The organism is Pseudomonadota bacterium, from assembly GCA_039028935.1.
Lineage (GTDB): Bacteria > Pseudomonadota > Gammaproteobacteria > Steroidobacterales > SZUA-146 > SZUA-146.
Genome location: JBCCHD010000014.1, coordinates 17,874 through 41,598, shown reverse-complemented (window position 1 = coordinate 41,598; position 23,725 = coordinate 17,874). Strand labels below are relative to the sequence as shown.

Genomic DNA, 23,725 nt, shown 5'->3' with positions numbered 1-23,725 from the left:
AAGAAGTATGGCCAGCACCATTCACGTTGACATTGTAAGCGCCGAAGGCGCGCTGTTTGATGGTAACGCCGCGAGAGTCATTGTGCCCGGCATGATGGGTGAGCTAGGCATTGCGCCTCGCCATGCGCCGCTCATTACGGCACTGCAGTCCGGTGAGGTGCGTCTGTTGGATGAAGAGGGCAACGAAGAGTTCTTTTTTGTCTCGGGCGGCATTCTTGAAATTCAGCCATTCAATGTCACCATCTTGGCCGACACCGCGCTGCGGGCGGATGACATCGACGAGGCGGCAGCTGAAGAAGCCGAAAAAGCCGCTCGAGAAGCGTTGTCCGGTGCGGCAAATCACACGGATTTCAGTCGGGCCCAGTCGGATCTGGCGGAAGCCGCAGCGCGACTTAAAGTGCTGCGCCACCTCAAAGCCGCCAAAAAATAACGGCGCCACCAATCCATCGATAACCGCCGATCGACCCGTGCGATCGGCGGTTTTTTGTATCCGCGATGGGTCATTTAGCCGGCGAGCGGGCGGGTTGCATCGCCCTGCGGGCCTGCGGTGGGTGGCGGCTTCTGTTCATCAAGATGGTGTGCTAACGTCACCGCATGCGCGTGCTTCTTACCTTTTTGGTTGTGGCGGTGGTCGGTCAGCTTTTTGCGGTGCCGAGTTTTTGTGATGTTACCGATACGGTCCCGCAGGCGATTCACCAGCCGGCGCACGATTGCTGTCCGGATGAGGCTGCTCATAGCGCAAGTGATCTTTCAACCGAACACTGTGAATGTGTAGACGGCGTTACTTCGATGGGGCCGCGTCATCATTTTGATCTATCCATTCTCGATCCCGCCCTGGGCGTGGCGGACGATCTTGCGTGCGCGCTGGCATCGATAACCGAAGCGCCGTTGCGTCCGCCGACCCGCGCCTGATCAGAGCAGCCTATTGCGGCTGCACCGATGTGTTGTCTATCTGATCGCGGAGTGTGTTATGCGCCCATTACTATTTTTGCTCTTTTCTTTATTTGCATTCAGCGCATTCGCTGAAATGCGTTCTTATGACTTAGTTATTGACCAAGCGACAGTGAATTACTCAGGTACACCGCGCATGGCGATGACCGTGAATGGTGGAATACCCGGTCCAACTATTGAGGCTACGCTCGGTGATACGCTCACGGTCAATGTGCACAATAAGTTGGATGTTGAAACGTCGATTCACTGGCACGGGATTTTGCTTCCCAATCGCCAGGACGGCGTACCCTACCTTACAACGCCACCCCTCAAGCCGGGCAAGACACTGACGTTCGAGTTTCCACTCGTCCACAGTGGTACCTACTGGTATCACTCGCATACCGGACTGCAAGAGCAGCGCGGGGTGTATGGGTCGATTGTGATCCATGACGAAATCGATGAGCGCGAGGCGGATCGCGAGCATGTGGTGGTCTTGTCCGATTGGACCGACGAGGACCCTAATGAAGTAATGCGAACGCTAAAGCGGGGGAGTCACTATTACGCGTTAAAAAAAGGGGCCATGCAAAGTATCTGGGGTGCTCTACAACGTGATGCGATAGGCGCGATGTTGCAGCAGTCCTCGGATCGGATGCCACCAATGGATATTTCCGATGTAGCCTACGACGCGTTTCTGACCAACGGGAAAAAGGCTGACTATTTGGCGGCGAAGCCCGGTGAGATCGTTAAGCTGCGAATTATCAACGCGGGCGCATCGACTTACTTTTATACTGAGTACGCCGCGCATCGACAGCGGATCGTTGCGGCCGATGGGTTGCGCGTACAGCCGGTGCGCGTCGCGCGCAATTTGATGACCATTGCGGAGACTTATGACGTCACCGTTAAAGTACCTGAGTCCGGCATGGCGGAGTTCCGCGCCACGGCACAAGATGGTTCTGGGCACACGTCATTGTTCATCGGCGACACCAAGTCCAATGAGATTCTGTATGCGCCGGATGTGCCAGCGCCGGATCTATATAACTTGCACGCCGGGCATGGGGATATGGGTGGCCATGGCGAGATGGACCACTCGATGCATGGTGGTATGGATCACTCTATGCACGGTGCCACGGAGGATCGCCCGATGACACCCTACGATCAATTGCAGGCGCGAGTCGATACACGAATGTGGGCGTCGCAGCCGGTTAGAGATATCGAGTTCACATTAAACGGTGACATGAATCGCTACGTTTGGGCGTTCAACGGCAAGACGCTTCGAGAAGTTGACTACATTAAGATCAATCGAGGCGAACGAATCAGAATTACGCTCATAAACGAAACGATGATGCATCACCCAATGCATTTGCACGGACATTTTTTTCGAGTGATTAACCAGTACGGCAAATACTCACCATTGAAACACACGGTGGATGTGCCGCCTATGGGGCGGCGTGTCATTGAGTTTGATGCGAATGCAGAGCGAGACTGGTTTTTCCATTGCCACGTTCTCTATCATATGAAAGGGGGCATGTCGCGCATCTTCTCGTACAACGATTCAGAGTATGACGCGGATATGGTCAAGTGGCATGACATGTTCAAAAATAAGAAAGAGCCATGGTATCGATGGACGGACACGGGTCTGATGAGTCACATGTCGGCTGGAAAGGCGGTGTTTGCCAACACGCGGAAAACCTGGATGGCTAAGTGGGAGTTGGACCGCGAAAACGACTATGAGGTCGAACTGAGTTATGGCCATTATTACGATCGTTTTTTATCCACGGAGTTTGGCGTAGAGCTCAGTGACAGTCTCGACGAAGATCAAGAGACAGAGGTGTACGCGGCGGTCAACTACTTACTCCCGTATCTTTTTGAGAGCCAACTGCGAGTGAATCAAGAGGGAGAGGTGCGCCTGATGCTGGAAAAAGAGCTGCAGTTAACCAGTCGCCTTCATCTCGAGCTGGAAGCGGAATACGACACCGAAGAAGAAGAGGAATGGTCTGCAACGTTGGGGTATACCCTCCGCAAAAACCTGGATTTGGTCGTGAATACGCATTCCGAGTTTGGTACTGGTGCCGGATTTGAGTTTCGTTTTTAGGTGAAGGACACGTAACGTCGACGGGTGTTCGCGCCTCAGGTAGGGTGGTGTTGAAACGTGTCAATAACCACCGGGAGAATTGTGTGATCACACGGCGTGAATTTTTAAATGGTACGGCGGTGACGGTCGGCGCCAGCCTGACTTCGCCTTGGATCGACGCGTTTGGCGCCGTGGCCCAGCAGCATGCCGAGTACTACCCGCCTGCCTTGACTGGATTACGTGGCTCGCACGATGGCTCATGGGAAACCATGCACCGCAGAGTAGCGGGTAAAACTTGGCCGCCGCAAACACCGGAGGCAGAATACGATCTGGTTGTGGTGGGCGCCGGCATTAGCGGTTTAGCGGCCGCGTATTACTATCGACGTAAAAACCCTGACGCGCGGGTGTTGCTGCTCGATAATCACGATGATTTTGGCGGGCATGCCAAACGCAATGAATTCACCATCGACAAGAGAACCACGATCACCTATGGCGGCACCGAGTCGATCGACTCGCCCGGCTCCTATACCGACATCGCCAGCCAGCTGCTAAAGGATGTTGGTATCGATGTGCAGCGCTTTTACACTTACTTTGATCAGGAATTTAACGCGCGCCACGAGATGCAGATGGCGGTTGTGTTTGATGAAGCGACCTATGGTGAGAGAAAAGTGGTCAATGGGTATGGCGATCTCCCTTGGCATGAATTTGCAGCACGGGCGCCGCTGTCCGACACAGCTCGGCAGGATCTGGTTCGGGCGTTTACGGAGGAGACCGACTATCTTGCCGGTCTGACGCGAGAAGAAAAATACGCGTTACTGAGTCGGATTAGTTACTACGACTATCTCAAAGACTATGTAAAGGTTGATCAGCAGGTGCTCGAGCTCTACCGTCGATGGGGTATTAGCTTTTGGTGTGTCGGCATTGACGAGATCCCGGCGATTCACATTCCCAACTACGACGACGGTGGTGGTATGCCGGGCTTGCGCTGGACCATGCCGCGGGTGGGTTATCGTGGTAGCGAGCCGTATATCTTTCATTTTCCAGATGGCAACGCGTCGGTGGCGCGTCTGTTGGTTCGTGCCTTAATACCTGCCGCGATGCCGGGCGTGTCGATGGAAGATGTGGTTACCGAACGGGCCGACTATTCGAAACTCGATCAAAAAGACCAGGCGGTAGCGATACGGTTAAACAGTACGGTTGTGGATGTACGTCACACCGCGTCGAAGGATGCCGTCGATGTGACCTACCTGCGCGATGTACCGCGCACTGTGCGCGCTCGCCACTGCGTCATGGCCTGCTACAACAGTGCGATTCCCTATTTGTGTTCGGAGTTGCCTAAGAAACAAGTTGAGGGTCTCAATTACAACGTGAAAATTCCGCTTGTGTACACAAAGGTCGCATTGCGCAATTGGCGTGCGTTTAAAAAACTGGGGGCGTCGTATATTTACTTCACCAACGATTTTTATAAGCAGATTGAGTTTGATTATCCCGTTTCAATGGGTACGTACGACTACGGCGATGGCCCGAATGACCCCATGATTCTGCACATGTGCCATGTGCCGCACTTTACGGATATCCAAGGTCCAGAACAGTGGCGGGCCGGACGGCGCCAGATGCTGGGTTTGCCCTTTTCCACTTACGAGCAGCACGCGATCGACCAGATCGAGCAAGTGGTGGGTAAGTTTGGTTTCAACGCTGAGCGTGATGTGGTGGGTATTACCGTTAATCGCTGGTCGCACGGCTATTCGTACAGCCCCGATTTGCTGTGGGAGCCCGCGTGGACAGATGAATCGGAAAAGCCATGGGTTATTGGCCGTCAGCCCTTTGGGCGCATTGCGATCGCTAACTCCGACGCGGGCGCTGAAGCCACGACCGACGCCGCGATTTTCCATGCTCATCGTGCGGTTTCAGAACTCATCGGCGATTAATCACGCGCGATGAGGTGTGGGTGTGGCTGCGTTGCGTGAATCGACCCCGCACTGCGTGCCGGCCTGTGACCGATTGGCCCTGGTGTGGCTTGAGGCTTTATTAAATCTATGAATTTATTGATAATTATAGAATTCGCATGGCCGGCATGCGGTGCCCATAGAGCGGCGCCACGCCAATGGAATCGACGTAATATGTCACATCGCTTCGCCAATCGTCGTGGCGGGACTCGGGTAAATGCTCGGCATTTTCCCTCCACTGCTCGATCAGGTTAGTATTATCGTCAATGGGAACAATGCAAAGAGCCCACTAATTAAAGATAAAACCGTTCGAATAACGAACAGCGGCTCTTTGCGTATCTAACGTTTAATTAATTCGATGATAGGGCGATCATCGCGAAGTCTATGGAGCGGGTTTTATGCAAGCTGCACACAACTATTCGTATCTGATTCGTCAAACGCAAAATAAATTACTGTCGACGGTACTTCGGCCCATCGTTGGTATTTTGCTGCGCGCCGGCGTGCCGTTTCAGACGTTTTCATCTTCGGTCCGCCGTATCTATGTCGATGTGGCAAGAGACGAGTTTGGGATTCGCGGACGCAAGACCAACATCTCGCGTGTCGCGATGCTCACCGGGTTGTCGCGTACGATGGTGCGCGCGGCGCTGGACGAAGCCAACGCCGAAAAAAACTTTCCGCAAGACGATGAGGGCCTCGATAGCCTGCGCCATTTGTCGCGCATTCTACTGGGTTGGTACGTAGACGATCGATTCACCGACGATGAAGGCAATCCGAGGCCATTGTCGATCGAAGGGCACAACGGTGAGCCCGGATTTAATGCGCTGTATGATGACTACAGTGGCAAACTTGCGCCGTCGTCTGCCATGCTCAAAGAGCTGCTGGAAGTCGGCGCGGTTGAGTCGCTTTCAGATGGACGCATCATCGCGCGCAGTCGCCAGTACATTCCACGCAAAACCGATGCCTCGAATCTGGATCGAGTGTGCCGCGTCGTGGCCGATCTTGCCGAAACGGGTAGTTACAATCTGCATCGGAACGAAGGGCAGGTCAGTCGTTTTGAACGCATCGCAACCAATCAGCACATACCCGCTTCGCAAGAGGCGGCGTTTCATGCTTTCTTGGAACAGGAAGGTCAGCGTTTTCTTGAGCGGGTCGACGACTGGTTGTCGAACGTTGAGAATGCGGAAGCCGGAGAACCGATGAAACGCGTTGGGGTGGGTGTGTACGAAATCAATTCCGCACCGGTAAACGAAGACAACTAGAATTTAATACAACGACAATAAAACACGCAGCAGGGTAATAAAATGGTCAAGAACGCATTGGTATTTTCAGTCTCGGGTATGTTGGCGCTGGCCTTTGCCGCCGTGGGCTACGCTGAGATTACGGGCAGTGGTTTTCGTCACGCTGATTGCGGTGGCAAACTCAATATCACTGTGTTCCACGACCGCAATGACAATGGCATTCACGAGCGGGACGAAGAGGGCTTTCCGAAAGCGGAGCTCTTCCTCTCAATGACGCACTACGCTGAATTGGGCGCCGAGAAGTTTGTGACGAACAATAAAGGCTTTGTGCAAGTTGATTTCCTGTGTGAAGGGCGATACTCGATGGAAGTCGATCCCGAGTCTCTGCCGCCTGGCGCGGTTTTTACCGGCATGTATGAAGCCGGAGAACTCATTGTTGATGCGCCGGCTGGCACGATCAGCGTGCTGCTGTCTAAAGGCACCGGCAAACTTGAGCCGGGCACCCTGAATCTGGACGTGGCGTTTACATCTTTAACCCGAGGTGGGCGCTACTAATCAGCAGGGAGGCACCTCACCGAGCATGCTGAGTAATGTGCAACGACACGCGGGTCGTGAGGGCAAGGAATTGAGAGTCATGGATGACCGGCAGATTTATTCGGTGACGGGACCGTTGGCGTTTTCCTGTGTCGATCGGCCGGTGTCGTCTTGTGTGAAGTGACGGTGCGATGTCCGACGACGTAACCATCCCCATCGAAGTACTCAATCCGGATGTCGAACATTCGTTTCAGCGTCTGCTGCGCGGCATTACTCCGGTGCACTTCGATGACGCGCTCACCATCGATGTGTCGACCACCCTGACCGATGGTGCCTATGTCGTCACGCACGACAATCAGGACCACGGTTTTTATCATCTCAGTGTGTACAGTGTTCCGGCCTGGAATTCGCTCCAGTCAACGATCGCAAATCGTTGGCCTGATGACCATGAGCGCCGCATTCTCGAGCTGTCGCGGGTCAATGCGAATCAAGAGGACGCATGGGTGGAGAACGGCAAACTGACAGGCGTCACGCCGTCACAGCTCGACTACGCGCGCATCGTCGGCGAAGCCGTTCTGGTGGGGCAAGGGGATTGCCTGTTGCTGATGAATCCAGATAGTTTGCGCGCGAGTATGGCGGATGGTTTTGAGCACGATTTTTCCGCCGTTTGGCCGCTCTGAATACCTCAACCCACGGACATAAATGCAGCGACTGACGTCGGAAGCCTGCTCATTCTGGGGTAAACTTGGGCGCTTACTCATCGCCTGGATTTGACCATGCTTCACCCTGATCTTGAGATCGATTCTCTGGCTGCCGCCTACGCGAGTGACGAGCGTGTACGCATAACGAATGTGTTGGCCGACGATGTGGCCGAGCGACTGGGTCAGATATTGGGCGAGCGCTTGCCCTATGAATTTGCGTATGTGGCGAATGGTGACGGCACGTCCATGTCGATGGAAAATCTCGCGGCGCTCACGCCGGAACAGCGCAAGGCATTATTCGGCGCTATTTATTCGGAGGCCTCGCGCGGCGTCGGGTATTTATACGGGCGTTTTCACTTGGGCGCGGTCATGCCTTACGCCGACACGCTGGTTGGCGAGGAGACGCAAGCGGCGAAAGACGATCTGGTGTTTTTGAATGACTTCTATGCGTTTCTAAATTCCAAGGAATTGCTGTCCACGATTGAAGCGATTACGTCAGCAGCGGACTTAACGCGGGCAGATGGTCAAGCCACCGCGTATCGGCCCGGTCATTTCCTCACCCGCCATCGTGACGATCCGTCAGGTCAAGAGCGCCGGTTGGCGTATGTTTTTGGGTTCAGTCCGGCGTGGCATCCCGACTGGGGTGGACTGCTGCAGTTTTTCGAGGAAGACGGCACGCCGCGAGACGCTTGGACACCGGAATTTAATACGCTGTCATTATTTGATGTGCGTCATATTCACTCCGTGACGCATGTTGCGCCTTACGCAGCGACGCCTAGGCTATCGATTACGGGCTGGTTTCGAGCCGACGAACTCGACGCATAGTCGTTCAGCGGCACGGGTTGCAGAGGGGGCCGAGCGTTCGGCTTAGCGTTTTGCCAGCAACGATTCGAACACCGGCGCGTAGTGGCTGATGCTCTTGTCCCAGTTTCGCTCCTGCTCCACAAAACGACGACCGGCGGCAATGCGTGATGGCCATTGGTCGGGCGATGCCAACAAATGATTCACCGAACGCGCAAGATCGGTTGCATCGCCGGCCTTGAACAGACTGCCCGTCACGCCCTCTTCGATGAGCTCTTTGTGCCCGCCGACATCAGAAGCCACGAGAAGCCGGCCCTGGGCCATCGATTCCAGCGGTTTGAGCGGCGTGACCAGTTCGGTCAGGCGCATTGAATGGCGCGGGTAGGCGAGCACGTCGATCAAGTCGTAGTAGCGGTTAACCTCTTCGTGCGGCACACGACCGGTAAACACGACTTTATCAGTTAGATTCAGGCGTGCGACCTGTGCACGCAGAGCTTCGTCTTGAAAGCCACCGCCAACCAGCAACAATCGCGCGTTCGCATGCTCCTTGACAATGGCGGGGAAGGCGTCGACGAGCAGATCAAGGCCCTCATAGGCATAAAACGAACCGATAAAGCCGATGACGGTCGCGCCTCCGAGACCGAGTTGTTCGGCGAACGTCGAATCTTTGCCCTGGCTGACCGCAAACTTATCAATGTTGACGGCATTGGGGATCACGGTGATTTTCTCTGGATGTATGCCCCGTGCGATTAAGTCTTGTCGTATGCCGTCACAAATGGTGGTGACAGCCGCCGCCTTGCGGACGACATACGTTTCGAGCATGCGGGTGGCACGATATCGAAGGCTGCCCTCCGTGGTGCTGCCATGATCGACAGCGGCGTCTTCCCAAAAGGCGCGCAGCTCATACACCAGAGGCTTGTTGTACTGGCGCGCAAGTCGAATACCGGCCAAACCATTCAATGCGGGTGAATGCGCCTGAATAATGTCGGGGTTGAATGACTCCATCCAATTTGCGCCGGCTGCGGCGAGGTCGTCGGTGACCGCAAACTGATGCAGCACCGGCAGTCGACGCTTGAGCACCGGTCGTTCATCACTTCGATGATAGGTCACGTCGTCGACGGTGTGCGGCGTGTTCTTCTCGCGATCCTGTTTGGTGCTGGTGAGCTGCTCAGTCGTCCAGCCACGTGCTCGCTGGGCGCGCAGGATGTTGTGGGTGCGAAAACTGTAGCCACTGTGAAGCGGCAAGGAGTGGTCGAGAAGATGCAAAATGCGCACGGCATGTCCCTTGGTGTCATTACACGTACTCGCGCTATTCTGCCATAGATCGGTCGATCGAATGGGCACGCGATCACGGTTTGGCGCACGCGACGTCCGAGATTCTGTGCCCGACTCGATGTCGCTTCCGGTCATTTGGCGCGGTCGTTTGTTGCTATATTCGCGAGCCTCACGAAGTCCTTTTTACCCGAGATCACCGCCATGTCCGAGCATCGCCCACTCCCCGCATCCATCGAAGTTGTGCCTAAACAGATCAATGCGGCTGACGACCTTGAAACGTGGTTTCCATCGGGCACGCGCGTGTATTTGCCGGATGTTGGTGTGGACCCACTCGATGTGTTGGTCGACAGTGCCGTAAAACTGCGTGAGCATGGGTATGAACCAGTGCCCCACTTTCCGGCTCGTCGCATGAAAGACAGAGCCGAGCTCGAGCTGAGACTCAATCGGTTGAGCGGCGAGGCCGGTGCGACAGATATCTTGATCATTGGTGGCGGTCTTGAGAAGGAGGCGGGCGAGTTCGCCTCCACCATGGATGTACTGGATACGGGTCTGATCGACAACTACGGCATTCGGCACATCGGCGTCGCTGGACACCCCGAAGGGTCGCCTGATTTTACCGATGAAGTGGCCATGGAGGCGCTCAAGTTTAAGCAAGATTTTCAGAATCGTACCGATACGGCGCTGACAATCGTTACACAGTTTGGATTCGATGCGGAACGGTTTGTTCAGTGGGCGGAAGGACTGGCCGCAAACGGTATCGATTTGCCGGTGCATCTTGGGGTGACCGGACCGGCCAAACTGACGACACTCGTGAAATTTGCTGTGATGTGTGGCGTCGGGCCGTCATTGCAGTTTCTGAAAAAACGCGCGGCAGCGGTCACAACGTTGGTGAGTGGCTTTGACCCCGAGATTGTTGCCGGTCCCATTGATGCCCACTGCGCCAAAACACCGAATTCTGCGATCAAGCAGCTCCACGTGTTTCCATTTGGTGGTGCTAAAAAAGCATCCGCGTGGTTAGTCGATCGCGGTAGCTGGTAATACGCTGCTTGACCAGCGCTGAGAACGCGCACCGCAAACCCACTCTGTGATCGTCCGACGTTCGCGTGCGCAACCTGTCGTGACTGCCCCAAAGTCGGTGTCGTCGTTTTGCATAATGTAAGCCGTGTCCGGTATTACGTCATGCTGCATTGTATTGCCTGCACTTTACTTAACGCCTACATCGGTGTCGGTCGATCAATATTCTGTGAACTGGGACACGATTGATCAAGACGTTATGAGAGTCTGGTCACGACTGAACAGGATCTGTTTCGCTACTATTTACTTCGTTTCTGCAGTAACGCTCCGGCCAGGCTCAGTCTTGACCCTGCGTGCGACGAATGAACGGGCAAAGCTTCTGAAAGGGAGTGACGCAAAGTTACCGGTCTAAGGGAAGTGATTCCTACGACGGCGGGATTACCAAAGCCGCACTACCCCGATCATAGTTATCGGCCAAGCGGTCAAAAACTTTAGGAGTGAATAAGCATGTTAGATAAGAAAGTACGTGGCCTGGTGATTGCTGGTGCTGTTATGGCGTTGTCAGCGCCGACTGTTTACGCCGCTACACAGGGTGCTGTGGGCGGTAACTCGACCGGTACGCTCGACATCTCGGTTGATGTAGACGATGAAGTACGCATCTCAAACCTGACCGATATCACCGGTTCGTTTGACGGCACGAACGATGTGACCGGTTCATCAAACGCGTGTGTGTATCGAAACGGTACGGGCCTTTACAACATCACTGCCTCTGGTGACGGTGCGGCCAACGCCTTTACCTTAACCGATGGTGTCATTGCTTCGCCGATTCCTTATTCGGTCGAATTTAACGATGGCTCGGGCCCAACCGCCCTGTCAACAGGCGTCACGGCTTCGGGCATGACCGGTGCCGATCAAGGTTCCGATACCTGCGCGACGACCGGTAACAACGCCACAATTTCTGTGACTGTGGCCGCCGCAGACCTCTTGCCAGCGCCGGCAGCGACCTATGTGGGTACGCTGACGCTGGTGGTTGCTCCCGAGTAATCTGGGAATCCGCTCCGACGTGGTGCGCATTTCGGTGCGCACCACTGTTGTGCCCGTCACCTGATGTCGAATCGACTTCGTCCATTGCGTAGCCTCGCGCTTTCGTTGGTTACACTGTGTCTGCTTTTACCAGCGACGGTGCAGGCAGCGACGCAAGGCACAACCGCCCCTGGCATTTCTACCGGTAGCGTTGACGTGGTGGTGACCACGGGCCTCGTGGCGCGCGTCAGCGGACTCAACGACATTAACTTCGGCACTTGGTCTGGAGCAGGCGACCTTTCGGCATCCGACAATCTCTGTATTGGTCGCAGTGGCGTGGGGCTGTTTGGAACAGGCATCTATCGCGTGCGCCTCGATGGCGATGGCGATGCCTTTGACGTCAACGCCTTCACACTATCTAATGGTACCGATCTTCTTTACTATAATGTTGCGTTCAATGATGCGGTCGGCGCTGGTGGTACACCCGTGACCGGTGGCGTGATGCTCAACAATCAAACCGGCTTCGGATTTTGGCAGTTTCTAAACGTCGTGTTCGGTTGCGCGGTCAATAATGCAAACATCGAGGTGACCATACCGGCGACGGAGCTGAATTCAGCGCCCGCCGGCAACTACACCGGCACGCTCACAATTGTTCTTATTCCCGAATAAGTCCGCTTCCTCGTTGACTGACTCTTTTTTCCGGTGCGTTTTTCGGTAAGGCGAATAGCCTCGGATCACGACGCCAGTCTGCTTCCAAGACCAAATATTCTACGATGTCTGTGCGTCACTGCTACCAGGGCATACGGCGTCAGCCAGTCGATTCTGTGACGGCTTTAACACCGGCTTACCATAATCGTGGTTACACTCTTTAGTATGAACCCACTGCGCCTGTATTTAGCGCCAACGCTGTTGGCACTTGGTCTTTGTCTGGCGTCGCCGGACACGGCGGCGCAGCGCATTGTGATCAATGAACTGAGCGACATCGACTTTGGGTCAGCGTCTTCCACGGGTGGTCGGCTGCGTGCCGATATGCGCTTTTGCGTCGCCTTAGATGAGCGGCGACCGTACCGCGTGTTGGCATACGGTGAAGAGGTCGGGGGAGCGTTTGAGCTGCATAGCGGCCCCTATCGAATTCCTTATCGGGTGCGCTACACGGATCGATGGCGCGCGCGAGGCTTTCGTAATCTGACACCGGGCCAGCCCCTGATGGACTTGCGCGCGCGTGGCAACTTTCAAGGCGTTTGCAACCGTCCAAACGCTCGAATTCGAGTAATCCTTCCGGCCAATGCGTTGCTGCAGGCACCGGCTGGAAGCTATCGATCAACGCTCACATTAATGGTCACCCCCGAGTAATCGCGCTGTTGGGTTGGGCCATCCTCTAATTGTGCGAGCGATTGCTCTTTCGTTCAGCCTGGTGGCGAGCCTACCGGCAAACTAGTTCATCCAGCACAACAACCGTTTCGTTTTTGTCCCAATCGGGCAGTGACAATCGACACGTGGAGTCACCACGCTTGAGCTGTTGATCGTCGGTATTGGTGACCTCGATTTGAAACCAACCGTTTTCGTCGGTGGAGGCAAAGCCGGGGAGGCCAGCGAATGCATGATGCGGAATGGGGTTGCCTTCTTCATCCACCGCTCTGCCGATAATCACAAGTTGTCGCTGAATACGGAATGTGAGCGTTTCGACGTTGCCAGGATAGAGCGTCACCGAGTGTTGGGTTTCGTCCATCTCCACCAGGTCCCCGCCGCGCGCAACTAAACGGATGTCGTAGGTTTCGTATGGCGGCAGTGAAATGATGGTTCGTGAGCCACTGCGAGCATAGCCTTGACTCTGCTTGTCCACGATCACTTCGAATACAGCGTCAGGAGCGTCTCCGGCAATGTCGATAATGACCGACGAAGCATTCGCGCGACGTCCGCCAAAGGCGACTTGTGTGCCTGACGACACCAGCCCAAAGCGCGCGTTTGCAATGTAGGATGCGCCCGGCTGCTCACCGCCAAATGACTGCTGCACTTCGAATTCACCGACACCGCGCGGCGTTTCACCACTGATTCGCGCACCCAATACGCTGCGATCGACCGCCCGGTCAATAAAGGCGCTGGCACGGTAAACGCCGTTTGGATCGTCGCGCAACGTTTGTGTGTAACGGGCGTTGAGCAAGGCATCGGTAGAGCCGCGGCTAGTGTATTGAAGCCGGGGCTGAACCGTTGCGTTGCGCGCATTTTCGCGGAAGCGATAGTCGACGCCAAAGCGGATGATGCTGTCGTCGGTACTGAATGAGGTGTCTACGCTTACACTCAGTGAGGAACGGGCAAAGCGGCGGAGTTCCCGCGCGTAGTTGATCCCCAGCGATTTGAAATCTCGACTGCCGCGCATATCCCAGCGACTTTGTGCCAAAAGGCGACCCTCAAAAAATGGGAAGCTGGCCGATAGGTTGGCTTGCGTGTAGGCGCGAGGCAGCACTTCTATCTCATCGACCATAATCGCGCGATCACCACTAATACGGCGTATGTCGGCACTCACTGCGATATCATCCCGCTGCCAGACGGCGCGTAAACCAACTCCCGTACTGTCGCCGGCCATCACGGTGGTTTGAAGCTGTAACCCGGGCTGAAACCAGATTAGTCCGCCTTCAATGAGCGTGGCGTCGCCGATCGCACTGACGGACGTTTCGAAACCGAAGTTATCGCGCAGGCGCCGAGCCGTGCCCGCGCGCAGCCAGTGTCCACTGGTTAGTGTTGGCAAGGCACCCCGTGTCAGGGTCATTTGGCCCGCTTCGGCAAAATACAGCGGTCGATCCATTGGGGGCAGCATTGACGAACGGGTAAAGTAGTAGGGCGTGTCTTGGTATTGACCTGATTCGTCCACCACGCGAACAGTCAAATTGTAGGCGCCGTCCGGTAGACGTGAGGTATCAAGCTGTTGATTGCCCGCCGCATAGAATCGCGAATCGAGCAGTTGGTCACCGCGCAGAATGTCGACCCGTGCACGTTGACTCAAAAAAGCGAACAGGGGTGTGGCTTGTGCATATTGCAGATCGGTACGCGTATTAAGCGACGAAGCGACCCGAGCCCCCACCAATGTCTGTTCGGCGAAAAACGTGGTGTTTTGTATCCGCGAGCGGAACGCACCCGCTTCGTATTCCCAGTCTCGCGCATCGTGCTTGACGGTAAGTTCTTCAAGGGAAAAACCGTTGTTATCGATATCGTATTGCGCTTCGATTCGACTCTCTCGATACGAGTATAGCGACGTGCCGGAAAGATTGATGAGATTGTTGGTTTGATCACCATTCGCCGAGAGTGAAAACGCATGTACGGATGCCGAGCGGGTGGTGGAGCGCGGCAGATAATCGCTGTCGGCGAGAAACTGTGTTTCGAGATAATCGGGGTGGATGAATAATTCAGCGCGATAGCGCGATTCGTCAACGATCAATGCCGCAATGTCTGGCTCAATCACTCCGCAGTCGGTTTCGTATTCGCTGTAGCACAGCTGATCGCTATGGGTGTCGAGTGGGCCAGTCAGTGCATTGAGCAGCGCCGGATCCTCTTTTGCATCGGGTATCGCCGCAATGACTTCGAGTGGATCGTCAAACGTCAGGGTGCCCATGTTGAACGTTGCCATCACGCTCGCGATGAGCCGCTGAGCGTAAATGACGTCCACGAGAGTGGTTTGGGCGCCGGCTAAATCCTCAAACCCGGGGGGCGGCGCGCTCGACACTTCAAAACCAGTGTCCTCGATATCGGCGGGCGTCGGTGGCGGTAAGCGCTTGGCGGTTACATCGACTTGTTCCATGACCGGTTCGCGAAACGGTTTAATCGGCGCGTCGATCACCGGTGCGGACAGTGTGGCGTCCGACTCGCTGCCTGGGTTCGTGGGTTTCAGCGACGGTGCCAGTTCGATCGTTGGTGTTGAGGTCGGTAGCGGTTCTTGTGCGTTGTCAACGGTCGGTTCCGTATCTTCGACGGTAATCGCCTGTGAGCGGGTGTCGACGGGCGGGTCGTTGGCAACAGGTGGTCGTATCACCGCCGGTTCAACCGCGGGTGATAAGGCGGTTGTTGTCGGGGCGCTATCGCCCTGTTCTACCGCTGCGGGAACGTCTTTTATCGATTCACGTACCGCGCGTGGTGGCTTGGGTGTTGGCGCACTGGGCGAGGGTCGAGCGGCATCAGAATCAGCGTTGACCGACTCGTCGTCTTCCTTGCCCCACGATGGGGGTGGCAGGAGAGGCATCGGTCCGAGAGTGAAGACGGGCTCGGCTTTGGGCGCATCCGGTTTAGCGGCTTCGGCCGTGAGGTCGAGGGGCGTGACTGGCGTCGCGCCGGTATTCACCGACTCGGATTGCTGCGCAGTCGCCAGTGGAGCAAGTGGCAGGCACAAGGCCACCAGCAGGACACGCGCCATCGGTGCGACGCGCAAGCTCAATACGGTGGGCACCACGATCGTTCGCCGGTGTTGCCGTTACACCAGACTAGTAGACCGCCACAGAGTTTTTTCGACCGACCGCTAGAAAATACTCCACCGGGCGATCCAGCGGCAGATCGACACCCCATTCGTTGCCCGGGTAGATACGCTTTCCACTCAGCGGTTCACATTGTTCCTTGTCTTGAGTGTCAAATGGACACTGGTAGCCCTCGCGCATCAGCACGTTGGTGTTACCTTCGTTTCGCACACTGAGGCGCTTGCCGTCGCGCTCCACGATCAAGCCCGGCTGAGCATTAACCGGCTGTGTGAGGACCAGTACCTCATAACCGATTAAGATTTTAACGCCGGTTGCATTCGCTTTAACCTCGTTCACAACTGGCGTTATGGCGACACGGTAAACGTGTTCACGTTGGGCGTTTGGCTTGAGATTCACAAAGCGTACGAGTTTGCGGCCGCCGGGCGGGATTACCAATTTATTGGGCGATACGAGAAGACCGGCAGTTTTTGGGTTGGCAATGATTTCCCGCGATTCTTCGACGGTGCCCGGGGCGTGCACAATTGACGGTGACACTTTGATGTACATCGGTTCGTCGGTCGGGTTTTCGATTTCGATGTCTTCACGGTTGGGTTGGTCGGGTCCAAAGTGAATGATTGAGTTACTCACAATCATCGAAGCATACGTGGGCGCGGTGGCGGCGATCAGAACGATGGCCGATAAAACGATTACGGTGCGGTTCATTGTTGGTCCTGCTATGCGTGGCGGCGATGCACCGATACGTCGGTGCGGCATTAACTTAACGTCAGTTTAGGGGTTCCCCCGATGGCGGGGTGTGATCGTTTTCTCAATCCGGCAAATTTGTCCTTAATCAGAGCCTTAAGTGTATTTAGAGGGGCGCAATTAGACGCTGTGACGCCGCACGCTGGCGGCGCTTTTGAGGCCTGGTCAGTGCGCTTACGCAAGGCGGCAAACAGTGGTGATTCAGATCGAGCGTTGGCGTGTCACGGTTCAGACGAGACCGGCCGAATTGACATAATCTTTTTTTGGGCGTGGAGACGCCGCCCCGTATTTGACGTGTTCGTCATGTCGGCGTACCGTTTGTCTTAACGCTATTGTCTGGGGGGACGAGTGTTTGAAGCGATCGCTTCGTTGCGCGTGTGCGTTGCATACGGCCGCCATCTTCCTGCGACTTTATTTTTACCGCCGAGAGGCGGTGTCGATCCGATGTGGGCGTGAACCCGATTTCGTCGGCGGGTAGAAAAGTAATTCTGTCCGACGTGCGAAACGGGGATGTAGTCGGATCAACCAACCCGATAGTGACCTGACACGGATGTCGGACTTATAACGGAGCAGCGAACCTGCTCCGTTTTTTTATTGATCACTGTCGCCCGGCAGCGTAGCGCGCTGTTCGATGCGATCGCACAACCATCTCACATAGGCATTTCGCTGCTCATGCATGCCAAGCGTCGGTCGCAGCGTGTCGCCGAGAATGCCGTGTCCGCAGGCGGCGATCAGCACGTGGTAGACCACAAACCGCGCTTCGCGTTTTCGCACTGGCTGCTGGCGAATCCGCGACAAATTTTGCTGCACGAGAATCGTCATATCGCCGAACAGATGCCCATAGGTTTCGTTGATACGCGTGAGATGGTTGTCGCGTTTCGGGCCAGCAATCACCAGCCAGGCGAGTAGATTGGCGTGACCGCTTGGACCGAGCGCATCGAAAATTCGCTCAACGACGCTGTACACCGTGTCGGTTTGGTCGGCGCTGGACAACGCTTGGGCCACTTCTTCAAATAGCTTGATCGACAACCGCTTACCGAGGGCCTGTTTGAGCCCTTCGGCGCTGCCAAAATGATGCAGGATAGACGAATGAACGATGTTGGCCTCTTCGGCCACCGCCGTCATGCGCAATCCGTCAACACCATGATTGATAAGACATTTCTCAGCCGCCTGCAATATGTTCTCGCGGGCGACTTCCGGCGTAAGGCGTACACGTTTAGTCATATATTGACATTATTGTCAGTAGCGATATGCTCATTGTGAAGTAACCCTACCGAAATTTCGCGACAGATACGAGGCACCCAATGCACGCGGATAGTCTGAGTAAAACCCCAAGGGACGTAGCCATTGAACCGCGGGATGTGCGCTTTGAACTTGGCGCGCATTTGGGAGGTAATTGGTGCGCAGGCGATGCGTTCCGCACCGACTTTGCCAATGCATTATCGCTGTCTTTCCCTCGTGGCGAAAAGTTTTTCGTTGATTCGGTTCGGCATTTTTTGCCGCAGCTGAAAGACGAGCAGCTGATCAAAGATGTGCGTCATTTTGTGCAGCAAGAATCGATGCATCGTCGAGAACATGAGCGCTACAACCGCGCATTGTGTGACGCTCGTGGCTACATCAAAGACGATATCGAGTCGATTTACGTTACCCGCATCGAACAGTCATCAACACTACCGCCAATGGTGCAATTGGCGATCACGGTTTGTCTGGAGCATTTCACCGCGTTGTTTGCACACGGTGTGCTCACCGACGCGCGTTGGCTCGAGGGAGTGGATCCGGAGCTCGCCGCGCTTTGGCAATGGCACGCGCTCGAGGAAACCGAGCACAAATCGGTAGCGTTTGATGTCTATGAGGCCGTTGGCGGTAGCCGGCGCATGTTACGCACGACGATGCGTGTGGTGCTGATCCGGTTTTTTAAAAACACCCTGCGAACCATGCGAAAAATGCAGCGCGCGGAGGGTCGGCCGATGGAGCCCTTAGCCTACTGGTTCAAGGGTTTGCGTTTCTTGTTTGGCAAGCGCGGACTCCTCACGCAGCAAAAACACCTGTTCGCGGCGTTTTTTCGGGACGATTTTCATCCGTGGGAACATGATAATCGCGAATTGATTGTGGCCACCACCGAACGACTGGCATTATAGAGACAGGGCTCTTTAGGACCTGACCGCTATGCCTGACCCATTGCCCGTCTGTGGTGGCGAGCCCCGGCGGGTGGTCGGCAGCGCATTTGATCCAAACACACGGAGTAGGCGATCGATTCCAACCCTTCCGATTCGTCATTGGCCAACATGCGTCGGCTTAAACGCGTGGGCGCCGTGGCACTTGTCATCGGCGTATCCGCCTGTGGCGCCATGCGATGGGAAGAGGGCCCTGTGGATCGTTCGTCACCGACCGTGAGTGCCCCGCCACAACAGGCGCCTCGCGCGCCTGTCGAGTCCTCGAACTCATCGAAAACAGTCAGCGCGTTGCTCAACGACTATTACACGGACTGGCGTGGCACACCGTATCGATTTGGTGGCGTTAGCCGCGATGGCATCGATTGCTCGGCCTTCACACAACAGGCCTTACGCAACACGCTGGGGGTGCGGCTTCCGCGCACGACCTCTTTGCAGCTTCGAGCGGGTCGTTCAATATTAAGAAATCAGGTGCAAGCGGGTGATCTGGTGTTTTTTAAAACGGGGGAGACCCTCAACCATGTAGGGATAATGCTCGGCGGGGCAAAGTTTATGCATGCCTCAACCAGTCGAGGGGTGACCATCTCGCGTCTCGACGATCGCTATTGGTCGGCGCGGGTAATCGGCTATCGCCGCGTGACCGGCGAATGACTACGTTTTGGCTGCCCCACCAAACTCACTAAGTAGGTCTTCGAGGAGCTGACTCACTTCGATGGTCATGACGGAAAAGTCTTGATCGAAGCGCGCTGCTTCATCGTCGGTGTCGTTTTCGGTTTCACTTACGCTGTCTTCAAACTTCACGCGTTTAATCACAAAATCATCAGACAACAAGAAGCGAATAGCGTTGCGCCAGCTGAGCGCTAGCTGCGTGACACGCTTGCCGGCCAGTAGGTGCTGTTTGATCTCTTCGCCGCCCATGTCTTGCTGCTTGCAGCGAACAATATTCTTGGCATCTCGACTGTTTTTGAGCTCACACTCATCATCGAGCTCGAATCCTTTTGGTGTCCGTCGTTTGACCCATCGGGTCATGATGTCAGCCGCATCACCGTGGCAGGAGAGGGGGACGACCGGCAATTCGCCGAGCGCCGCGCGCAGACAATCGAGAAAGTCGTCGGCCTTGCCCGGACTGGCCGTGTCGACGACCAACAGTTGATTCTTGGTGTCAAAATAGGCGTTCGTGAAGCTTGAGCGTGTTAATGCCGTCGGCAACAACGAGTGAAGAATGTCTTCTTTGAAACGCGTTTTTTCCTTGCGGTATATTTTGCGCGCTTCACGTTCCTCAAACACCGTCACCTTGTCCTCGAGCAACTCATTGATTGCTGCCGCGGGCAATATTTTTTCCTGGCGGCGCGCGGTGATCAGACGGTAGTGTCCCACGGAATGCACCAGGTCAACGCCGAGCTTGCCAAGCGGGGGCACCCAGCCGAAACGGGAAAAGTCCATTTTGGCGCACGGCTTAAAGCGGTTTTTGGATAGCTGCTCGCTGAGCGCTTCGGCCGACAAATCGAGGGAGCCCGTCAGGCGGTAGACGCGTAGATTTTTAAACCACATTAGAGACTCGCGCTGGCAAAAAAGAGCACCGATTCTCCGTACCGGAGAGCGCAAAATCAAGGCCAAAACGAGTGTGTTTGGCAGTCAAAAAAATCAATTGCTACAACAAGGGTTTCCGGCAGAGTCTCTGCAGTGGGTGGGGCGCTGCTCGCCAATGGCGAACCGATGGGCACACCCGCGCGCATGCCAGGCGTGGATATGGAGTGCACAGCCGATCATGGCGAAGACCAAAAGCGGGGTAGGGGAGGCATCTGGCCGACCCGTGTCTTTGGCGGGCCGAGCCCCAGCGCATCGTAGGAGTCTCGGAACGACTGCGACCGCGTCGTGTCGGAGGACAATAGTGACTATACTGACGGCATTGCCAAAAGCCGATCCATGGAGTGCGCGTATGAAACCGCTATCCCTGTCCGAAGGCGGACGCCATCATGCTGTTAGCGGGCAGCTTTTATTCACTGCGCTGGTGATATTTGTACTGAGTATCGGGCCCGTTGATGCATGGGCAGAGGACTGGCAGGTGGTCAAAACCAAAAGCGGTGCGGTCGTTAAACAAAAAGCGGTTGCCGACAGTGCATTTAAGGTGACACGCGGCACGCTCACCAGCTCGGCCGGACTTTTTGATCTGCTGGCTGTTCTCCGAGACGTCGCTTCCTGTCCGAAGTGGCTGCATAAGTGTAAATTCGGCGAGGTCATGTCGAGCGACACGGTTGCCGAGAGCCTCAACTACACGGTGATTGATTCACCACTGATGCTCAAAGATCGCGATACCGTGGTGCGCTCGCGCATCACCTACTCGGCGGATCCCGAGCGGATCTTTATCCAGATGACCGGTGAGGAAGCGGCGCGGTCGCTGGAACGAAAGCGGGTGCGTGTACTTGATTTTGAAGGCTATTGGCTGCTCGAAAAACACGAGACCGGAGTTGTGTTGACCTACCAGGTATTTATGGATCCGCAAGTGGCGACCAAAGGTGCGGCAAACTCCACGCTTGCCACGTCCGTACTCGAAACGCTGATCGGTGTTGATCGTCTGGCCAAAACCAAGCCGTATTTGAACAGTGCTGTGTCCGCTGATCGCCTTTCGGCGATTACCGGCACGATCGCGTTACCCGAATAACACGCGGACTTGGCTATGAGGACGGTTGTGATTCAAAGCCACCGGCAACCGCTGCCGCACGCATGGATGCACGCGTGTATCGACTCGGTAAAAAACTGGGCACAAGTTCGTGGCTATGAATACGTATGGCTCGGCGATGCGCTGTTTTACGGTTTAAGCGCTCAACAGCGCGAACGTACCCGCAAACAACGCGTGGTGGCCAGCGACTTGGGCCGGTTGCAAACGCTCTTAGCCTATCGACGGGCGGGTGCGGATCGTGTCGTATGGTGCGATGCGGATACGCTCGTCATTGCTGACGACGCGCTTGAGCTGCCCGATCGCGGTGGCGCGGTCGGCCGAGAGATCTGGATTCAAGGCAGCACGACCCGCGGCGGCGCCCCAAAGGTGTATGCCAAAGTGCACAATGCGTTTATGGCGTTTTGCCGCGACGATGTCTTTTTGCCGTTTTACGCAGAGAGTTGCTCGAGGTTACTCGATCGACATGAAGGCCCCTATGTTGATCAGTTCCTAGGGCCCAAACTGCTTACCGCGCTGCATAATTTGGTGCAGCTACCGGTCATTGAGAACGCCAATGTACTGAGTCCTCGTGTCATCACCGACCTCAACCAAGGAAAAGGGCCGTTTCTCGATGCGTTTTGTCGTCGACTCGAGCGCGTGCCGGCGGCGCTAAATCTGTGTGCCTCATCCGTCCGACGCGGTGAGCTGAGCGAGCGAGCGATGAGCGATGCGGTTGAGCGGCTTGTGGCTAAGGGCGCTTCCCTCTTTATCTGATCGAAGAATCGTATTACGGCTGATGAGCCGATGGAGGCATTATGATAGTGGTACACCACCTGCAAAACTCGCGCTCGCAGCGCATCTTATGGATGCTCGAGGAATTGGGCGTTGATTATAAAGTGAAGCGCTATGAGCGCGACGCATCGACGCAGCTCGCGCCGCCTGAATTACTGGACGTACACCCACTGGGTAAGTCGCCTGTCATCTCCGATGGGGATCGCGTGATTGCCGAGTCTGGTGCGATTGTGGAATATTTGGCGCGTGAATATGGCGACGGACAACTCGCCCCTCCGGTCGGTAGTGATGACTACAATACCTATCAATACTGGCTGCACTTTGCCGAAGGATCGCTGATGTCCCCATTGCTGATGAGACTTGTATTCAGTCGCATTAAGGAGTCGCCGATGCCTTTTTTTGCGAAGCCCATCGCCAAAGGTATCGCCAATAAAGTGCTGTCGTCGTTTGTCCAACCAAACATAGATCGACAAATGGCGTTTATCGATGCACATCTTGCGGAACGCGAGTGGTTTGCCGGACCGACCCTGACAGGCGCGGATATTCAAATGAGTTTTCCACTTGAGGCGGCATTGGCGCGTGACAAGCGGATTGCCCAGCACACGCACATTCTGCAGTTTGTGGAAAAGGTGCAAGAACGTGAAGCGTATCAGCGCGCACTCGCTCAAGGCGGACCCTACGATTACGCCTGAACATCAAAAAGAGCTGTTTCTGGTTGAAGGAAAGAGCGCGGCGAGTACGCTCAATCAAGTGCGCAATCGTGCGCAGCAAGAGATATTTGCACTACAGGGTAAGCTGCTGAACGTACGGCACGCGTCACTTGAGACCATCGAGGCCAACGCGCTATGTGTCCAACTGATTGAGCGACTCGGCTGCGGCATCGCGGAGCAATGCCAGCCTGAGAAGCTGCGTGCCGATCGGGTCGTGCTGCTTACCGATCCGGATGTGGATGGCGCTCACGCCCGGGCGTTGTTGGCGATATTTTTTGGCAAAGTACTGCGGCCGCTTGTCGAATCCGGCAAAGTGCTGGCCGTCATACCGCCAGGGTGGCGTGGTGTTTCGGGCTCTGATTCACAGTATTTTTGGACGCAGGACGAACTCGACGCGTATCGCGTGCGAAATCGAGCGGCAAGCGTCATGCGTTTTCGAGGAGTCGCGCAGTTCAGTCAAGCCGAGTGCCACACGTTGTTGCTTGATCCATCGACACGGCGACAGGTGCGCCTAAGCCTGTAGCGCGCGATCCATCGCGCGGACCCGACACGTATTCTGTCGCGTCAAGAGCATGGTCGAGTGTGCCGAGCCTCGAGTGCTGTTTTTTCCTCGCTTGGAATCGTAGTATGACTTGAACATGATGAGGATGAAGAAAACA

General features: G+C 55.5%; 23 protein-coding genes and 1 riboswitch. Of the genes, 17 read left to right on the top strand and 6 right to left on the bottom strand.

Annotation, left to right across the window (positions count from 1 at the left end; all coding sequences use genetic code 11):
* Nucleotides 1-7: 7 nt before the first annotated feature.
* The gene (locus AAF465_08700; protein MEM7082800.1) at nt 8-430 is read left to right on the top strand and encodes a F0F1 ATP synthase subunit epsilon; all 423 of its coding nucleotides are present in this window, start codon (nt 8-10) and stop codon (nt 428-430) included.
* A 74-nt stretch (nt 431-504) separates the two neighbouring features.
* Here AAF465_08700 and AAF465_08695 read toward each other — a convergent pair whose 3' ends face one another.
* Entirely contained in the window at nt 505-735 is a 231-nt protein-coding gene (locus AAF465_08695; GenBank protein ID MEM7082799.1) for a hypothetical protein, read from the bottom strand.
* Nucleotides 736-970: 235 nt separating this feature from the next.
* On the opposite strand from AAF465_08695, the gene AAF465_08690 reads away from it, so the two are divergent.
* From AAF465_08690 to AAF465_08665, 6 genes are all read left to right on the top strand, one after another.
* Nucleotides 971-3,022 (top strand): multicopper oxidase domain-containing protein, encoded by a 2,052-nt coding sequence (locus AAF465_08690; GenBank protein MEM7082798.1) that lies wholly within the window; start codon nt 971-973, stop codon nt 3,020-3,022.
* 83 nt (nt 3,023-3,105) lie between these two features.
* Nucleotides 3,106-4,929, top strand: coding sequence for an FAD-dependent oxidoreductase (locus AAF465_08685; GenBank protein ID MEM7082797.1), 1,824 nt, complete (start codon nt 3,106-3,108; stop codon nt 4,927-4,929).
* 416 nt (nt 4,930-5,345) lie between these two features.
* A complete protein-coding gene (locus AAF465_08680) occupies nt 5,346-6,206 on the top strand; it encodes a DUF6502 family protein (protein ID MEM7082796.1) in 861 nt (286 codons plus the stop codon).
* A 42-nt stretch (nt 6,207-6,248) separates the two neighbouring features.
* Nucleotides 6,249-6,740 (top strand): hypothetical protein, encoded by a 492-nt coding sequence (locus tag AAF465_08675; GenBank protein ID MEM7082795.1) that lies wholly within the window; start codon nt 6,249-6,251, stop codon nt 6,738-6,740.
* Between the two features lie 170 nt (nt 6,741-6,910).
* Nucleotides 6,911-7,399, top strand: a complete 489-nt coding sequence (locus AAF465_08670; GenBank protein ID MEM7082794.1) for a hypothetical protein — start codon at nt 6,911-6,913, stop codon at nt 7,397-7,399.
* 96 nt (nt 7,400-7,495) lie between these two features.
* Entirely contained in the window at nt 7,496-8,245 is a 750-nt protein-coding gene (locus AAF465_08665; protein ID MEM7082793.1) for a 2OG-Fe(II) oxygenase family protein, read from the top strand.
* A 42-nt stretch (nt 8,246-8,287) separates the two neighbouring features.
* Here AAF465_08665 and AAF465_08660 read toward each other — a convergent pair whose 3' ends face one another.
* The gene (locus tag AAF465_08660; GenBank protein ID MEM7082792.1) at nt 8,288-9,496 is read right to left on the bottom strand and encodes a TIGR04063 family PEP-CTERM/XrtA system glycosyltransferase; all 1,209 of its coding nucleotides are present in this window, start codon (nt 9,494-9,496) and stop codon (nt 8,288-8,290) included.
* Between the two features lie 201 nt (nt 9,497-9,697).
* Between AAF465_08660 and AAF465_08655 the strand changes: the two genes are divergently transcribed.
* The 4 genes from AAF465_08655 (at nt 9,698) to AAF465_08640 (ending at nt 12,886) form a co-directional block, all read left to right on the top strand.
* Nucleotides 9,698-10,534, top strand: a complete 837-nt coding sequence (locus AAF465_08655; GenBank protein ID MEM7082791.1) for a methylenetetrahydrofolate reductase — start codon at nt 9,698-9,700, stop codon at nt 10,532-10,534.
* 335 nt (nt 10,535-10,869) lie between these two features.
* Nucleotides 10,870-10,956: riboswitch (cyclic di-GMP riboswitch) on the top strand.
* 61 nt (nt 10,957-11,017) lie between these two features.
* Complete coding sequence (locus AAF465_08650; protein ID MEM7082790.1) at nt 11,018-11,554, top strand: hypothetical protein; 537 nt, start codon at nt 11,018-11,020, stop codon at nt 11,552-11,554.
* Nucleotides 11,555-11,617: 63 nt separating this feature from the next.
* Complete coding sequence (locus AAF465_08645) at nt 11,618-12,202, top strand: hypothetical protein (protein ID MEM7082789.1); 585 nt, start codon at nt 11,618-11,620, stop codon at nt 12,200-12,202.
* A gap of 204 nt (nt 12,203-12,406) precedes the next feature.
* Nucleotides 12,407-12,886, top strand: coding sequence for a hypothetical protein (locus AAF465_08640; GenBank protein ID MEM7082788.1), 480 nt, complete (start codon nt 12,407-12,409; stop codon nt 12,884-12,886).
* Nucleotides 12,887-12,956: 70 nt separating this feature from the next.
* Here AAF465_08640 and AAF465_08635 read toward each other — a convergent pair whose 3' ends face one another.
* The 3 genes from AAF465_08635 to AAF465_08625 all read right to left on the bottom strand — a co-directional run bounded on the left by AAF465_08635 (nt 12,957) and on the right by AAF465_08625 (nt 17,958).
* Nucleotides 12,957-15,971, bottom strand: a complete 3,015-nt coding sequence (locus AAF465_08635) for a TcfC E-set like domain-containing protein (protein ID MEM7082787.1) — start codon at nt 15,969-15,971, stop codon at nt 12,957-12,959.
* Between the two features lie 31 nt (nt 15,972-16,002).
* Nucleotides 16,003-16,695, bottom strand: coding sequence for a hypothetical protein (locus AAF465_08630; GenBank protein MEM7082786.1), 693 nt, complete (start codon nt 16,693-16,695; stop codon nt 16,003-16,005).
* Between the two features lie 630 nt (nt 16,696-17,325).
* Entirely contained in the window at nt 17,326-17,958 is a 633-nt protein-coding gene (locus AAF465_08625; GenBank protein MEM7082785.1) for a helix-turn-helix domain-containing protein, read from the bottom strand.
* A gap of 80 nt (nt 17,959-18,038) precedes the next feature.
* Between AAF465_08625 and AAF465_08620 the strand changes: the two genes are divergently transcribed.
* Together AAF465_08620 and AAF465_08615 are read left to right on the top strand one after the other, a co-directional pair.
* Nucleotides 18,039-18,872: a metal-dependent hydrolase gene (locus AAF465_08620; protein MEM7082784.1), complete on the top strand. Its 834-nt coding sequence runs from the start codon at nt 18,039-18,041 to the stop codon at nt 18,870-18,872.
* Between the two features lie 147 nt (nt 18,873-19,019).
* Nucleotides 19,020-19,556 carry an NlpC/P60 family protein gene (locus AAF465_08615; GenBank protein ID MEM7082783.1) on the top strand — a complete coding sequence of 179 codons (537 nt, stop codon included), beginning with the start codon at nt 19,020-19,022 and terminating at the stop codon, nt 19,554-19,556.
* Here the strand turns inward: AAF465_08615 and rdgC are convergent, their stop codons facing one another.
* Nucleotides 19,557-20,456 carry a recombination-associated protein RdgC gene (gene rdgC, locus AAF465_08610; GenBank protein ID MEM7082782.1) on the bottom strand — a complete coding sequence of 300 codons (900 nt, stop codon included), beginning with the start codon at nt 20,454-20,456 and terminating at the stop codon, nt 19,557-19,559.
* A 340-nt stretch (nt 20,457-20,796) separates the two neighbouring features.
* On the opposite strand from rdgC, the gene AAF465_08605 reads away from it, so the two are divergent.
* Genes AAF465_08605 through AAF465_08590 form a run of 4 tightly spaced genes read left to right on the top strand, consistent with a single transcriptional unit; the run spans nt 20,797 to nt 23,589 of the window.
* A complete protein-coding gene (locus AAF465_08605) occupies nt 20,797-21,567 on the top strand; it encodes a hypothetical protein (protein MEM7082781.1) in 771 nt (256 codons plus the stop codon).
* A gap of 15 nt (nt 21,568-21,582) precedes the next feature.
* A complete protein-coding gene (locus AAF465_08600) occupies nt 21,583-22,338 on the top strand; it encodes a hypothetical protein (GenBank protein ID MEM7082780.1) in 756 nt (251 codons plus the stop codon).
* A gap of 41 nt (nt 22,339-22,379) precedes the next feature.
* Nucleotides 22,380-23,048: a glutathione S-transferase gene (locus AAF465_08595; GenBank protein MEM7082779.1), complete on the top strand. Its 669-nt coding sequence runs from the start codon at nt 22,380-22,382 to the stop codon at nt 23,046-23,048.
* The gene (locus tag AAF465_08590) at nt 22,996-23,589 is read left to right on the top strand and encodes a toprim domain-containing protein (protein MEM7082778.1); all 594 of its coding nucleotides are present in this window, start codon (nt 22,996-22,998) and stop codon (nt 23,587-23,589) included. The genes AAF465_08595 and AAF465_08590 overlap by 53 nt, the downstream gene beginning before the upstream one ends.
* The last annotated feature ends 136 nt before the right edge of the window (nt 23,590-23,725 follow it).